Below are 15561 nucleotides of genomic sequence, written 5' to 3'. Positions count from 1 at the left end.
TTAATCGTGGTGTTCGTTTCCAAATGGTTTAATAATAAGTCCTACACTAAATATAAAACCATCTGTTGGCGCATATATTTCTGGGAAAACAGGATTTTCGTGAGGTGGTAAAACCAAAGGTGAAAACCTGCTTTGTCTTCTATCTGTAAAGTTTTCAAAATTTACAAATACACTTCCTAATTTAAAGTTACGCATAACCAATAAGCCCATAGTTACAAAGTCTGTAGTCTCTGTTCCATTAGATAAAAACTGTTTGCCTGTATAAAAGGTTTCGTAACCAATTCGCCATTTTTCAGATTCGTACATTAATACACTACCTGCGTTGTGCTTTGCGGTTAATGGCTTCTGTGGATTACCAGGTAAATAATTTAGTTTAGTATCAATAAGCGCATAGTTTAAAAACCATCTAAAGTCTTTGTATGTAAATTTTATATTTGTTTCTGCTCCTTTACTAAATATTTCATCTGTTGCATTTTCAAACTGAAATAATCCATTATCTGTTGAATTTAAAAGCAATCCATCATTTATTGCAGTCACATAGAATAATTGATTTATAGAAAAACCAATCTCATCAGATAAACGTGTTTGATAATTCAAATCAAAATTAACACCATAAGAACGTTCTGCATCTACTGTAGACTTATTTATTGCAAGCACATTTTCAAAATTGATATATTCTGCTTCCTCTGTAAAAATATCTGGAATCTTATACCCTAAACCTCCACCAATTCTACTTGAAAATCCACTATTATTTTTATAGAGTAGTGAAATTCTTGGAAGTGGAAAGAAACCGAAATCAGTATTATAATCTGCTCTTAATCCAGTTTCCAATATCCAATTATCTGATATGTCGAAGATATTATTTGCAAATGCTCCAAAGGTTACATCTTTTTGGTCTCGCTGTAATGGTGCGTTATCATTTTCATCGAAATTTGAGGTATATAGATTAGCTCCAACTATCCAATCCGTTTTTTCTGATGCTGTATTATATGTGATTTCAGTAAAAGTATTTGTTTGTTTGCCATCAAAATTAAAATCAGGAACTGTTAAATTTCTATCGAAAAAAGAGACACTATTTTTAAATTCTAATGAACTTATAGAATCTAATTGAGTTTGATATACCAATTGACTGCTTAATCGTTTTGAATTGTTCTCTTCTGTGTATTGATGAATACCATCTTCACCATTTTCAATTTTGGTAATATCTCCGCCAATTCTATCATCATACGTTCCGTTTAATCCAAACCAAAGTGTTGTTTTATCTGATGGATAATAAAACAATTTAGGATTAAATGAAATTGATGTCGTTTTTGGTAAATTACTAAAACCATCATCTTCTGGGTCATACGCTTTTTGATAGTGACCAGAGCCGTAAAGTGAAACACCGAATTTTTCATTTCGTTTGCTATAAAACACATTGGCTGTACTTCCTAATGCTTGTGTCTGCGTGAGCATTATGTCTAATGCAGGTTCTTCGTCTGGTGTTTTAGATACCATATTTACTAATCCTGCAATAGCACCTCCACCGTAAAGTGTTGATGAACTTCCTTTAATAATCTCAAATTGTTGTAAGTCTAAAGGTGGTATTTGTAAAATACTTAATCCACTTGAAAAACCACCATATAATGGAAACCCATCTCTTAAAAGCTGTGTGTATCTACCATCCAATCCTTGAATACGAATATTGGTACTCCCACTACTTAATGATGTTTGTTGCATCTGTATTCCTGTACTTTCACGAAGCACCATAGAAATATTAGTAGGGTTCATTATTGCTTTTTCTCCTAATTCCTCTGCACCGATAAACTCGATACGTGTAGGTATTTTTCTTACGGTTCTCGTACTTCTTGTAGATTGCAATACTACTGCATCTAATTGATTGCCACCCTCTTTTAGTTTAAACATTAATTCATTATTACTTGGAATTTGAATTGTTGTCTCAAATGTTTCAAAACCTAAAAAGGAAATTATTATTTGATGCTGACCGTCTGGTATTTCTGTAAATTCTGCAATACCATCAAAATTAGTTACAGCACCTTTTTCTAATGCTTCAAAGTAAACCGTAGCACCCATTAAAGGCTCGTTTTCAGCTTCTGTTAGGACTTTAATTTGTATGTCTGATGTTTGTGCCTGTAACGATAGGCAAAGTATTAAAATGAGCTTTATGCTCAATATGTATTTATTCATTGAAATAAAATTGTAATTAACTAAATAATTGATTTAAAATCGTGTTGTTTTAGCTTATTACTTGTGGCGGTTGCCAAATGTTGGAAAGGAAATTAAACCTATAAATAGGCTGATATGTAGAAATTAACTCCGTTGAAATTTCAATATTGAGTTTTAAATTAAATGTCTTGATTGGTTCGTAAGTAATGGACATACCGCAACAATTACAAATACAAGTGACAGGACAAGAATCGTCACTATCTTCTTGGTGGTTGTGATTAACACCTATTTCGTCTTGATGTTGGTCTTCTATATTTTGACCATCAGAACAAGGCTTTGCTGAAAGCAATAGTATTATTAAGGATAATATGATTGTTACAAATTTCACAATTACAAAGATAAAAATTTAATGATGCAATGGTTGTGCAAATTAATTACAAAAACCATAACGCATCTTTAGCATCATCTGGAACGCCATTATTAAAACGCGGTGCTATTTGTGCTACCATTTCAGGATATTTTATGGTGATTGGTACATTTTGTTGTCGAAGTGATTTCCAATACAGTCTGCTAAACTGATACACTTGCGTTAATAATTCTAACACTACATCTGCATCTTCAAAAGCATCTTCATCTGGACTGCTTACCTTAATTTTTATTGGAAATGGATAACCATCTGTATCTGAATAAAAACGGTCACTTGGATAGCGTGCATTGTTGAACAATAGGAATTGATTTTCGCTAATACGTATGTATGTGCCACTTACAGGCATTAACTTTTTACCCCAATTGAGGTCGTAAGCAATAATATCTTCTGCTTCTGTTTTATTGATATTTAAAATGTAGAGCGGAATTTTTAACCCTAATGTATGCATCCCTCTAATAATTGGTTTTAGTTCCTCGTAACTCATTTCCTTATAAAAGTGAATGACTACTTTATCTGCTTCTGCAACGGACGTAAAATCTCTAATGGCTTTACATATACTTCCTGCCAATAGGTCTGTTTCGCTTTGGTCGAAATACTCGAACTTTCTAAACAAGCCATTGTTTTGAAAACTAAAGGCACTTGCTATATACCGCCTGTTTTCGCCTTGATTGGTAAATGCACCAACACCAATTACTAATTCTTTTTTATCGGTTACTGCAAGTTTCCAAGGTGCGCCACCTAATTTGGCGTGAATTGCCAATGCCATATTTTGTAATGAGAATTGGAAGTTGTATTGATTCTCGATATTGACCACCATTTTTTCATAATCTACAACTTGTGTAACAATACCTTCGTTTAAAAACAATTCCTTTATTTGAATATAAATTTCTCGGTCTTCGGGATCTGGTGTAAACTTATCGAATGGGCTTAAATAAAAAGCAGCATACTTTACATTGTCGTGGTCAAATTTTAGGTTTTCCAGCTTTTGGATGATGTCTGGTAAAGGGTCGTTTTCGTTTGTAAATTCAATAAAATGTTCTTTGGATGTTGATGCTTTTATGTTTACATAATCCTCTATTCCTTTAAAATATTTCTTTTGTGCTGTGACACCAAATTTTAAATTGTTATAAAAACTTTTTACAGCTTCTTTATGTGAGGTGTGGTATATAAAAAAGAATTTAATATTTGGACCTTTAGGACGTCTGTAAGGTGTAAACATATTCATAGCCAATTTAGGCACTAAATGCGTTTTTTTATTCCCATATTGGTCTTTACCAAATTCCAATAAACCTACTTCTGGATTGATGTGGTTAATACGATTACCTGATACTTTTATGTTTTCTGGAGTAACTACATCTACAGAATTATACAAGTCACGAGTAATGGTTCGAATGAAAGATTTAGAACCGTCTGTGTCATTTAAGATTTATAAACCCGAAAATATTAATAAACAAGAATGGGAGGAGTTTTTAAGACTTTATAATTTGTTATCTCTAATATAAATAATGTCAAAAAGTAGACTCTCCAAATCAACATTTATTCGTGGACTTCAATGTGAAAAGTCATTGTATCTCTATAAGCATCAATATAGATTAAAAGATCCTACACCTTCATCACTACAAGCGGTGTTCGACCAAGGAACCAATATTGGTTTATTGGCACAAGAACTATTTCCCAATGGTGCTGATGCGTCTCCTGAAAATCATTTTAAAATGTTTGAATCGGTGAGGAAAACACAGAAGTTTATTTCTCAAGGGGAGTCAATAATTTATGAAGCAACATTCCTGTACAACAACGTTCTTGCTGCATTAGATATATTGGTCAAAGATAATGATGGTTGGAAAGCGTACGAGGTAAAAAGTTCTACTAAGGTTTCGGAGACCTATATCAAGGATGCTGCCATACAATATCATACCATCACAAATTCTGGAGTTGATTTAAAAGACATATCGATTGTTCATATTAATAACCAATACACGAGAGAGGGAGAATTAGATATACATCAATTGTTTACCATTGAATCAGTGTACGATCAAGTTTTAGAGTTTCTCCCACGAATACCAAATGAAGTCAGAAGACTCAAAAATGTGATTGAGAGTTCTGAAATTCCAAATGTAGATATTGGTCCTCATTGTTCTGATCCTTACGATTGTGATTTTAAGGGAACCTGTTGGAAACACATTCCTGACTATTCAGTTTTTAATATTTCAAGACTAAACAAAGACAAGAAATTTGATTTATACAACCAGGGAGTAATCACATTAGATGATATTGATTTAAGTCAAACAGACCTGAATCCAAATCAATTGTTACAGGTTCAATCAGAAGTTAATGGGACCACTCATATTGATATTGAAGAGATAAGAAACTTCACAAATGGATTAATTTATCCTTTATACTTTTTAGATTTTGAAACAATTGGTCCCGCAGTTCCAAAATATAATGGTAGTAGACCATACCAACAATTAGTATTTCAGTATTCACTTCACATTCAAGAGACTTTAACCTCAGTAATAGAACACAGAGAATATCTTGCAGATCCATCTCAAGATCCAAGAATTGGGTTCATAGAACAACTCATTGAGGACTGTGGTACCAGTGGAGACATATTAGTCTACAATATTGGTTTTGAGAGAGGGAAACTAAATGATCTAATCGATGTATTCCCTGAGTTTTCTAATGAGTTGTTAGGGATTGTAAATCGTCTGAAAGATCTAATGATTCCGTTCCAACAGAAATGGTACTATACCCCCGAAATGAAAGGAAGTTATTCAATAAAGTACGTTCTACCTGCACTGGTTCCTGAACTCTCATACAATGATCTTGATATTAAAGAAGGAGGTACAGCATCTAATACTTTTCTTTCGATGGTAAACGGAACATTTGCGGGTGATGTTGAAGAAACAAGAAATCAACTCTTGGAGTACTGTAAGTTAGACACCTTCGCGATGGTCAAAATTCTGGAGAAACTACTACTAATATAAAACTGATTTTCTTTCAAAAAATTGAAAAATTTTATTTTTTAAAAACTCGAGTTTTTACAAAAAAAACCAGAAAAATCTGGAGCGGGGTATTCACCCCCTCTGGAGAAGTCGATTTCACCCTAAATAGAGGGGGGATACGGCAGGGGATGCTGCAGGGAGGGCCCCCACGGGATGATCCTTCACCAATTTTAATCGGCAAAATCCATTAATCACAATAATAGCGTACACTTTCATTTGTGAGTGTTTTCATAGCGATAAAATATAGGTTTTATGCGGCATGAGGGGTGTTGCTGCTATAATTTTAGGGTATAGATAGGTAAACCTTAGAATTATGAGTATTTCAATATTATATACAAGAGTTTCGAGCGTAGATCAAAAAACGGATCGGCAAAGAGTAAAAGAAAATGAATTTGATAAAGTTATCGAAGATAAATGTTCGGGAGCCATTCCAATTTTTGAAAGACCCGAGGGTTCAACCTTAAAAACCCTAATAGATCGACAATTGATCAAGTCAATTTCTGTTTGGCAAATTGATCGTTGCGGTCGTGACCTTAGAGATATTATAAATTTTATTCATTACACCACTGAGAGAGGAATCCCTGTAAATTTTTTATCGCAAGGTCTATGCACACTCAATGAAGACAAAGAGGAAAATCCAATCTCTAAAATGATAATATCAATTCTTGGAGTGGTCGCTGAGATGGAACGAAAACTATCAAAAGAACGTCAACGTGAGGGTATTGAGTTGGCTAAATTAGATCCAACAAAATATCTTGGAAGAAAACCTGGATCTAATGAAGGCCCAATTAAGTTTTTATCAAAACCACAAAATAAAAAGGCGTTAGACTTACTCAGAAAAGGATATAAAAATATTGAGGTTGCTAAGATTACGGGTCTTCATGTGAATACTATTACTAAAGTTAAGCGACATTTATAATGGATACCTTTTTTACTATTTACTTTATTGTTGTTGGGGTATTATTCACTCTAAATCTGATATCTGTGCTAACTAAATTCTTGACAGGTGACGGTGAAGACTGGCAATTTCATTTGGCAGAGGATGTTTTGAACTGGTGCCTCTATTTATATCCAATTCGAAAACAAAAACCACTACTGACTTTAGTTGAAGGTAAATCTCATCTTGCGGGAGAGTATTGTTTCTACAATAACACAATTACCATCTACAGGAACAACAATGTAATACGCAGAGAACTAATCAATACTGTTATCCATGAGTATTTCCATTACTATTTAATTACATCAGAATCTAAGTCTAAACTCTACCATGATCAATTGGAACAATTCTCATTGGCGCAACACCCGCAGGAAATTCTTTGCAACACTATGGGAGAAACTCTCACAAAGGTCTATTTGAAAAACAATTAAAAATGGTTCTTATTTGACAAAAAGTACAATACCCCAACCAATCGTGCCAATTAGATTTAATTTACTACGTTATTCAAAATCAAGTACTCAGCAGATACAATCAAGAATTAATAATTATTCCTGTGGGTGCTTTGTGCCTTATAACTTTCAAATTTATTACGACAAAAAACTACCAATTCATTCAGTAAAATCATATTGAATGGTTCTATTTCGTGTTCAGTTAGAATATTTAATTTTTCATTAAAAAAATCATTTAATAACTCCATATTAGGTGGATTATTAGCCCCACAATTGATCAGGTATTGGTTATAATACTCATAGTTTAAATTATTTTTTCCTTTTATCATCTTTTCTTAGTTTTTGAAGTTTATCTCCTATAGATTCTCTTAGAATATCTGAAATTTTTATTTGTTCATCTATAACGCACTCCATCAAATTATTGAATTGACTTTCTGTTATTCGAACGATTACTCTTTTTGACTTTTTCTCTTTCATAACTGTGTTTCTCTATAAATATCATGAAATTCAAAATTTGTCAGACAGTTAATGATTTTTTTTATTGAGGGGGTTGATTTCCAAAAATAAATTGTGTATACATTACTTATGTTACTGAATATAAGTGACTTATATATAATAATAAAATCATTATACAATGAAAAAAACAATGGAAGGACAATTCGAAGTCGTTAAAATCGATCAAATCGTAAAAGTTGAAGAATTCAAGAACTTCTATGAATCACAATCAGATGATTCTGAAAATCAATTAAAATCTTCTTTGGAAAAGGAACAGTTATTACCTTTAATTACCTCGAGAGATTTTCAATTAATTGATGGTTATCGCCGACTTAAGTTACTAAGTGCTTTAGGTAGGGAAGAAGTAAAAGTTCAATTTGTAGATGTAGAACCATCTATCGACCTACGTTTATCCTTTAATATGTATCGAGTAAAGACCGCTAACGACCTTACTAAAGAAGTGTTACAGGTTTTTAAATCGGTTGAAAAACGACAAGGTCAAGGGAATAATGGTAAACCTTACGATCGTTACGCGATTATCAGAGAAAAAATTAACTACCGATGGAAATCTCCCAAGGCAATCCGCCAGTTTGATAAAATTATCGAAAATGACTTTGAGAATAATCTGTTATTAAACGGAGTTGTGAACAAAGGGTGGAGTTTATCTGACTGTGAAAAATATCTAAGTGAATTAAAAGAGATTGATTTAACCAAAAATCATGGATTCACAGAACAGTTAACAAAAGGAGACCTAACTATTAATCAAGTCAATAAATTCATCGAAGAAAAAGAAAACCTTCAAAATAATTACAAAGACACTTTTGTAATTCCGAATAAGGCAACTTCTTTTAAAATGAATTGTGTTGATATTACAGATGTTTCTGCATTCTTAAGAAAGATTGCTACACTATTCACATCTATTCCATACTACATGTTGCGTGGTTACGATAAAAATAATTTAAGCTCAGAATTGGGTCACGAAAAAACACCTGAAGAGTTTGCGGATAATGTTGGAAAGATTTTTGGGAAGGTTGAGGGAGTCCTTAATGAAACCTCAAATGTTTTTGTAAATATTGGTGACACCTATATTAATGGTTGTGCTATGGATATTCCTGGGTTGGTAAAAGCATCGATATTAAAACACACAAAACTTAAATACAAGGAATGTATCATATGGTCCAAACCAAATCCCCATCCACAGGGAGAAAAAGTAAAAAGACCGATAAATCAGATTGAATATATTTTATGGTTCGTAGTTGATCCTTCACAATCAAAATATAATTTATTAAAATATTCGGATCAGGAAAAAGAAGTAAGGATTACCACTGGTGCTAAAGACGTGGATAAAAACGGGAATGTATCTAAGAAAAGAAAATCACTTTCAAAACCCTATAAGAAGATATACAACCACATTGCAGCTCAAGATGTAGATCATATGATTAAGTGTGTCACCGGCAAAAATAAACCAGCGTACGATGCTTTCCCAACAGGACATCCAGCATTGATGGCTGAGCTACTTCCAGTAATCCCAATTTTAATGACGACCGATGAGACTGATTTGGTGTACGATCCTTTTGGGGGTGCTAATACCACTGGTAGAATCTCATTGTTATTGAATAGACAATACTTGGGTACCGAACTTTCAACTCACTACCATAGAGTGGGTTGTAAAGTTCTTGAGAACTCTATCAAACAGATTAACCACCAAGATTTTGAGGTAATCAATAGTGAGTTCAAGGAAGTAGCAGAACTAACTGTAGCAGCATAAAATAATGAAAGTTTTAGTTCCAAATAATTTAAACGTACCTGAACTGATTGAAGAATTGAATCTCTCTAATCGAAGACAGAAATATGTTAAAGAGAAAATATATCATTTGATATCCAGAGTTGTGGCAACACATAAAAATATTAAAAAGTTTGATAAAAATGGATACACCGGATTATGTTCAAAAGAACTCAATATGATCTTAAATAGAGACTATAAGTTGATTTTAGATCTATTAAAAGATAAAAATGTGGTTGAGTTAGATGTCAATTATTTAAAAGGTATGAGGTGTAATAAAATCAAGTTAAACGATCAATATCAAAAGACAGATAAGGTATTAAAAACCATAAGGAGAGAACATAAAACAGTACCCTCTAAAACTCAGTTATTAGATAGTTACTTCAACTACAACTTAGAAATAAAAAAAGAGTACAAGAATCATGTAAAACACATATACGATACCCTGCGTCAAGAATTAGCAAACGACAATCAGTTACTGGTTCTTAAAAATAAAATTGGAATCTGGTTATTGACAATAAATGATATTGAAAACAATCAGTATTGGCATAATAAATCTACAGCCAATTGGAGATATAGTTCCACATTAACGAATCTTTCCAAAACACTTAAAAAGTATTTAATTTATGAAAAACAATCATTAGTTCAAGTAGATCTTAAATGTAGTCAGGTTTATCTATTATCAAGTATATTAAACTATGACTTCTTTAAATCTAATGATGAGTTATCATTTCATCAAATAATGAATTCATTATTATCTGATAAAATTATAAAAGATGTTATATCATATCTATTTTCTCCATTAATGTTTGCGCACTTTGAGCAAAGAAAGTATTTGGGGAAAGATGAGATAACAATTAGAGATCATCACGAATTACAAAAATTTAGAGACGCACCATTTCAAGAAGATTTCTATTCACATTTATTTGAATTGGAACATGGGGTTCCTCCCACGGATGCTCAACGTAAATCAATCAAAAAGGATATCATGTATGTATTGTTTCAAAACAATAGAAAACATCGAGAATTGGTGGAAGGAGTTCGGTTATTAGAAAAATTTTATCCCTATGTAAATCAATTTATTCTAAAGATTATGGACAGAATAGGTAAAAGGAATTTCTCCCTACTTCTGCAGCGTGTGGAGAGTTATCTGATATTGGATTGTGTGGTTCCAGAATTTCATAGACGCTGTTCTGTAGCACCAGTTTTTACAATCCATGATTGTGTCATTACAACTGAACAACATAAGTTAGAACTAACGAATGTGATGTTTGAAGTACTGTATGAAAAAACAGGTATTAAACCCGGTTTATCGGTTGAAAAGTTAGATCCCTCAGATCCATTTGATGATGATTTTATAAAGGAAATAAGAGATGATATCTACAAGAAATCAACGAAGAGTAGATTTAAAAAAAAGAGTTGGTCAATACTGGACAAACATATTGAGACAACAAATGAATTTTTGAAGAACAACTAAAAAAACAAAATAATGAAAGAACAAACCATACAAATATTGAATGTAACAAAAGACGAACTAATCCAAATCGTTAAAGAAGGTGTCAAATTAGAATTGAACCGACAGAAGGCAATAGGTCAGACTACTTTTAATAACTCACATGAAAAGTATTTGAGTAGAAGTGAAACTGCAAAATTACTTCATGTAACAGAGGTAACTCTTAATAATTGGGAAAAGAAAAATATACTTGTTCCGAGTAGAATGGGTAGACGTGTCTTATATAAAGAGGCTGAAGTTTTGGAGAGATTGGACCATGCTGCTTAATTAAAGTATAACAGTATAAATGTTATGTAATGTTACAAACTGCGCACACTTTTGAGCACACCCCTAAAAAGAAAAAACCCGTAAAACCTTATAGTAAAGGATATTACGGGAATTTAAAGTGGTACCTCCAGGAATCGAACCAGGGACACACGGATTTTCAGTCCGTTGCTCTACCAACTGAGCTAAGGTACCCCACATATAGCGATTGCAAATATAATGCAATTTTAATATTCCCAAAGTAAAATTTTAAAAAAATGGTTTTGTAAATTTACAGTCTAATAATTGTTATGAATTTAATAATTGACATCGGAAATACAAGTGCAAAACTTGCTATTTTTGAACATAATAAACTCAAGATTTTGGAGCGATCAAGCGCTTCAAAATTGCTTTTCTCTGCAAAAAAATTACTAAACAATAACAGCGAAATAAGCAAAATCCTAGTTGCTTCCGTAGCAACTATTCCTGACGGCCTCATTGCCAATTTGTCGACACAATGCGAGGTAATGGTCCTGGGTCGACACTTCACAATGCCATTTGAAAATTTATACAAAACTCCAGAATCCTTGGGAATTGATCGACTAGCTCTTGTTGCTGCAGCAATAGATCAATATCCAAAAACCAACACACTGATAATAGATGCTGGAACTTGTATCACCTATGATTTTGTTAACGCTAAAGCTCAATATTTGGGAGGTGCTATTGCTCCGGGGCTTAATATGCGCTACACAGCTCTTCACGAACATACAGCAAATCTGCCAATATTAAACCCCTCTTCTGTTGAACACTTTATTGGTACCAGTACAGCATCTTCCATCCACAGTGGTGTGGTACATGGAACAATCCAAGAAATAAATGGGGTAATTTCATCATATTCATCAAATTATCCAGAATTAACAGTTATTTTAACAGGTGGAGATGCTAATTTCTTGTGTAAACAATTTAAAATTAGCATATTTGCGAACTCGAATTTTCTATTAGAAGGGCTTAATTTTTTACTAGAATATAAATCAAACTAATGTTTAAAAAGTTTATAATTTGTGCAATTGTTGCGTGTTCTGCATTTTCTCAAGCACAACAAGGTACTAGTTCTCCCTACTCATTTTATGGTATAGGTAGCCTAAAGTTCAAGGGTACTGTTGAAAACCAATCGATGGGAGGCTTAAGTGTTTATACAGACAGTATTCACATCAATCTAAGAAACCCGGCCTCTTTTGCAGGTAAAAATTTATCGTTCTACAACAACGAAGCACGTCCCGTTAAGTATGCCATTGGAACAAGTTTTTCGTCAATAAAACTCAAAACAAATACGGCTACAGACAAAGCCGAAAACTCATCAGTGGACTACTTAGCTCTAGTGCTGCCCATGGGTAAGTTTGGGTTTGGTTTTGGCCTGATTCCTTTTTCATCCGTTGGTTATAAACTTCAATCCAGAAATACTGACGATCAAATTCAATATCGTTATCGAGGTGAAGGTGGTGTCAATGAGGTTTTTTTTGGAGTTGGTTATCAATTGCACGATAACCTAAAAATTGGTGTAGATGCACATTACAATTTTGGGAGCATCAGCAATACAAACATTGCTTTTGGTTACAACGACCAAGGTCAATTACTACAATACCAAAGCCGCGAAGTAAATCGCTCGAATATAGGAGGTTTTTCATTTAATTTTGGACTCGCTTTTACCAAAAGGATTTCTAATAACTTAGAGTTGATGGCAACAGCTACGTATACTCCTCTAGCCAACCTAAGCTCTGAAAACACAAGCCAATTTGCTACTATTTCAATTGACTCAACTGACAAAGAATTTGTGGTTACATCTTCTGAAGTCGACTTAGCAGCACTTAATTTAGCAAATACTAATTTAACCCTTCCGTCCAAAACATCCTTCGGAATTGGCATTGGACGTCCAAGGAAATGGTTTGCAGGAATAGATTATACCCTTCTTAATACTTCAGAGTTCTCCAGTAATTTTATATCTATTGATAATGCTTCTTTTGAAGATGCGTCATCAATTTCAATTGGTGGTTTTTTTATTCCTAAATACGATTCTTTTAGCAGCTACTTTAAGCGTGTAGTTTACAGAGCTGGATTGCGCTTAGAACAAACTGGTCTAGTGGTTAATAATGAATCTATTGACGAACTTGGCATATCTTTTGGAGTAGGTGTACCAGTGGGGCGCTTATTTTCAAATGCAAATATTGGGTTTGAAATTGGTCAGCGTGGAACCACATCATCAAATTTGGTGCAAGAAAACTTTTTTAATGTTAGTTTAAGTCTTTCGCTCAATGACCGATGGTTTGAAAAAAGAAAATTTAATTAAAAATATAATAACATACATAACAAATCTTAAGATGAAATTTAAACTTACACTTTTTTTGGCGTTTTTAAATTTGGCCTTTTCGCCTGTTCTTGCTCAAAATGAGCAAGATTTACAATCCTTATCTATTTTTAGTGAATATGTAAAGGCAAAAAACTATGATTCTGCATATGTACCATGGATGGAGCTTCGTCAGAGAAACCCACGTTTCAACAAAGCCATTTTTGTTTACGGGGAACGCATTTTGAAATATAAAATAAAAAACACTACTGCTGCCGAAAAGACTGCCTTTATCAATGATATGATTAAACTCTGGGAGGAACGCGCAACCTTTTTTCCTTCTGTAACTCCTAAGGGGACATACATGGCCAAAGCATGTCAATTACAATACGATAATCGGAAGGAGTTAGGACTTACTAAAGATGAGTTGTTTGCATCTTTTAATCAAGCTTACAAAGCAGATGCAAAAACATTTACAAACCCAAAAAGTTTATACACCTATTTTTCTTTAGTTGTAGATATGTATGATGCCAAAAATATACCGGCACAGGAGCTGTTTAACATGTACGATGAAATTAGTGAAAAGGTTGAAAATGAGGTTAAAAATTACACGAATAAGCGTAACGCATTTTTAGATGAGGACGGTGAATCTAAGGACCTTTCTAGATCTGAAGCTTCTAAGTTAAAATCTTACAACAGTTACCTAAAGGCATACAATCAAATTTCATCCAGTATAGATACCAAACTTGGAACACGTGCAAATTGTGAAAATCTAATTCCATTGTACACAAGAGATTTTGAAATCTTCAAAAATGATGGTTTATGGTTGCAGCGCGCAATGAACAGAATGTATGCAAAAGGGTGTAATGATGATCCTTTGTTTGTACGCATTGTAGAACAAAAAAATGCTCTTGAGCCAAATGCCGATACTGCGTTTTATCTAGGGATTTTAAAAGAAAAAGCTGGGCAGTCTGCAGAGGCTTTGAATTACTATAACCAGGCGGTAACCCTCGAAACGGATGAATTTGCCAAATCTAAAATATTGTTCAAGATTGCCACAAATTTCAAGAAAAAAGGTCAGTACAGTCAAGCTAGAAGCTATTACATGAAATCCCTCAAATTCAACCCGAGTTTAGGAAAAGCATATTTAGCAATCTCCTCCATGTATGCCAAAAGTGCAAACAATTGTGGAACCGATAATTTTTCTAAACGTGCTGTATATTGGTTAGCTGCAAATGAAGCTGCCAAAGCTGCTCGAGTAGATCCAAACATGAAGAAAAATGCAGCTAAGTCTATTGCTAACTACAAGGCCAAGGCCCCACAAAAGAGCGAAATATTCTCATCGGGGCGAGCGGGTCAAGTGATTAATATTGGCTGTTGGATTCAACGCAATGTTACAGTACCAAGTTTGTAATTTGAATTTCTTTAAAAACATAATCAAAAGCACTGTAATCCTAGTACTGGGAGTGGTGCTTTTTTCATGTGAAAAACGTTTAAATAAAATTCAAAATAAATCTAAAGTTTCTTATTTGCCCGTTTCTATTGCGGAAAACATCAATACCAGGCATACCGATTCGGGTCGACTGACTTCCATATTAGAAAGTCCAAAAATGATTAATTTTTCAAACAGAAAATTCCCGTACTATCAATTTCCAGATGGGATTGATCTTACACTTTTAGATGACTCAAATCAAGAGAGTGTAGTTATAGCCAATAGTGCAGTCATTTACAATAATACAGATTTAATCGATCTGAGAGGAAATGTGGTGCTAACAACAGCAACCAATGATACGCTATTTACGGACCAGCTCTATTACGACCAAAAAAAGGAATGGTTATTTACTGATTTTCCAGTCAAATTTAGGACAAAAGACTACCTCACTAACGGCAATGGCTTTGATGCCAATCAAGATTTCACAAATGCACAAGTATTAGAAGTAACTGGCCGCATCTACATTGAGGAATAATATGTATATTTACCTTTAGTATGTACTATAAAATTTAATATATCCAATGAAACTTATATCCTATTTCAAATATTTTTACATCATTTTTGCTGTTCTATTTGCTTATGATGCGGTTTCAAAATGGAGTACAAATAGAAATGGTGCATACATGTCTTTATTTTTCGTGGCTTTTGCCATCTTTATTTTCTTTTTCAGAAACAAGTACCAAAAACGCTTTAAAGATCGAGGTAAGTTATAA

14 protein-coding genes and 1 tRNA gene are annotated in these 15561 nt (G+C 33.4%); 11 read left to right on the top strand and 4 right to left on the bottom strand.

The window, feature by feature from the left end; all coding sequences use genetic code 11:
* From FORMA_RS02085 to FORMA_RS02075, 3 genes are read right to left on the bottom strand one after another with little or no spacing between them, the layout of a single operon-like run.
* Complete coding sequence (locus FORMA_RS02085; RefSeq protein WP_083236540.1) at positions 1-2187, bottom strand: TonB-dependent receptor; 2187 nt, start codon at positions 2185-2187, stop codon at positions 1-3.
* Between the two features lie 49 nt (positions 2188-2236).
* Positions 2237-2554, bottom strand: coding sequence for a DUF6660 family protein (locus FORMA_RS09400; RefSeq protein WP_069674098.1), 318 nt, complete (start codon positions 2552-2554; stop codon positions 2237-2239).
* A 46-nt stretch (positions 2555-2600) separates the two neighbouring features.
* Entirely contained in the window at positions 2601-3965 is a 1365-nt protein-coding gene (locus FORMA_RS02075; RefSeq protein ID WP_069674097.1) for a Piwi domain-containing protein, read from the bottom strand.
* Positions 3966-4098: 133 nt separating this feature from the next.
* Here FORMA_RS02075 and FORMA_RS02070 point away from each other — a divergent pair, with 133 nt between their 5' ends.
* From FORMA_RS02070 to FORMA_RS02040, 6 genes are all read left to right on the top strand, one after another.
* A complete protein-coding gene (locus tag FORMA_RS02070) occupies positions 4099-5577 on the top strand; it encodes a DUF2779 domain-containing protein (RefSeq protein WP_069674096.1) in 1479 nt (492 codons plus the stop codon).
* A 331-nt stretch (positions 5578-5908) separates the two neighbouring features.
* Positions 5909-6514 carry a recombinase family protein gene (locus tag FORMA_RS02065; protein ID WP_069674095.1) on the top strand — a complete coding sequence of 202 codons (606 nt, stop codon included), beginning with the start codon at positions 5909-5911 and terminating at the stop codon, positions 6512-6514.
* 65 nt (positions 6515-6579) lie between these two features.
* Positions 6580-6963, top strand: coding sequence for a hypothetical protein (locus tag FORMA_RS02060; protein ID WP_157506011.1), 384 nt, complete (start codon positions 6580-6582; stop codon positions 6961-6963).
* Positions 6964-7615: 652 nt separating this feature from the next.
* On the top strand, positions 7616-9244 hold the full coding sequence (locus FORMA_RS02050; RefSeq protein WP_069674092.1) for a DNA modification methylase: 1629 nt from the start codon (positions 7616-7618) through the stop codon (positions 9242-9244).
* A gap of 4 nt (positions 9245-9248) precedes the next feature.
* A complete protein-coding gene (locus FORMA_RS02045) occupies positions 9249-10736 on the top strand; it encodes a hypothetical protein (protein WP_069674091.1) in 1488 nt (495 codons plus the stop codon).
* A gap of 12 nt (positions 10737-10748) precedes the next feature.
* Complete coding sequence (locus FORMA_RS02040) at positions 10749-11039, top strand: helix-turn-helix domain-containing protein (RefSeq protein WP_069674090.1); 291 nt, start codon at positions 10749-10751, stop codon at positions 11037-11039.
* A 119-nt stretch (positions 11040-11158) separates the two neighbouring features.
* Here FORMA_RS02040 and FORMA_RS02035 read toward each other — a convergent pair.
* A tRNA-Phe gene (locus tag FORMA_RS02035) sits at positions 11159-11231 on the bottom strand.
* A 95-nt stretch (positions 11232-11326) separates the two neighbouring features.
* On the opposite strand from FORMA_RS02035, the gene FORMA_RS02030 reads away from it, so the two are divergent.
* Genes FORMA_RS02030 through FORMA_RS02010 form a run of 5 tightly spaced genes read left to right on the top strand, consistent with a single transcriptional unit; the run spans position 11327 to position 15561 of the window.
* On the top strand, positions 11327-12055 hold the full coding sequence (locus FORMA_RS02030) for a type III pantothenate kinase (protein WP_069674089.1): 729 nt from the start codon (positions 11327-11329) through the stop codon (positions 12053-12055).
* Entirely contained in the window at positions 12055-13359 is a 1305-nt protein-coding gene (locus FORMA_RS02025; protein WP_069674088.1) for a hypothetical protein, read from the top strand. Before FORMA_RS02030 ends, FORMA_RS02025 begins: the two co-directional genes overlap by 1 nt.
* Before the next feature lie 31 nt (positions 13360-13390).
* Positions 13391-14770: a hypothetical protein gene (locus FORMA_RS02020; RefSeq protein WP_069675411.1), complete on the top strand. Its 1380-nt coding sequence runs from the start codon at positions 13391-13393 to the stop codon at positions 14768-14770.
* Between the two features lies 1 nt (position 14771).
* Entirely contained in the window at positions 14772-15323 is a 552-nt protein-coding gene (gene lptC / locus FORMA_RS02015) for an LPS export ABC transporter periplasmic protein LptC (protein ID WP_197500774.1), read from the top strand.
* Between the two features lie 46 nt (positions 15324-15369).
* Positions 15370-15561 carry a hypothetical protein gene (locus tag FORMA_RS02010; RefSeq protein ID WP_069674086.1) on the top strand — a complete coding sequence of 64 codons (192 nt, stop codon included), beginning with the start codon at positions 15370-15372 and terminating at the stop codon, positions 15559-15561.

This window comes from Formosa sp. Hel3_A1_48, assembly GCF_001735715.1.
Classification (GTDB): domain Bacteria; phylum Bacteroidota; class Bacteroidia; order Flavobacteriales; family Flavobacteriaceae; genus UBA3537.
The sequence above is the reverse complement of the archived record's forward strand: the minus strand, read 5'-3'. Positions and strand labels throughout refer to the sequence as shown.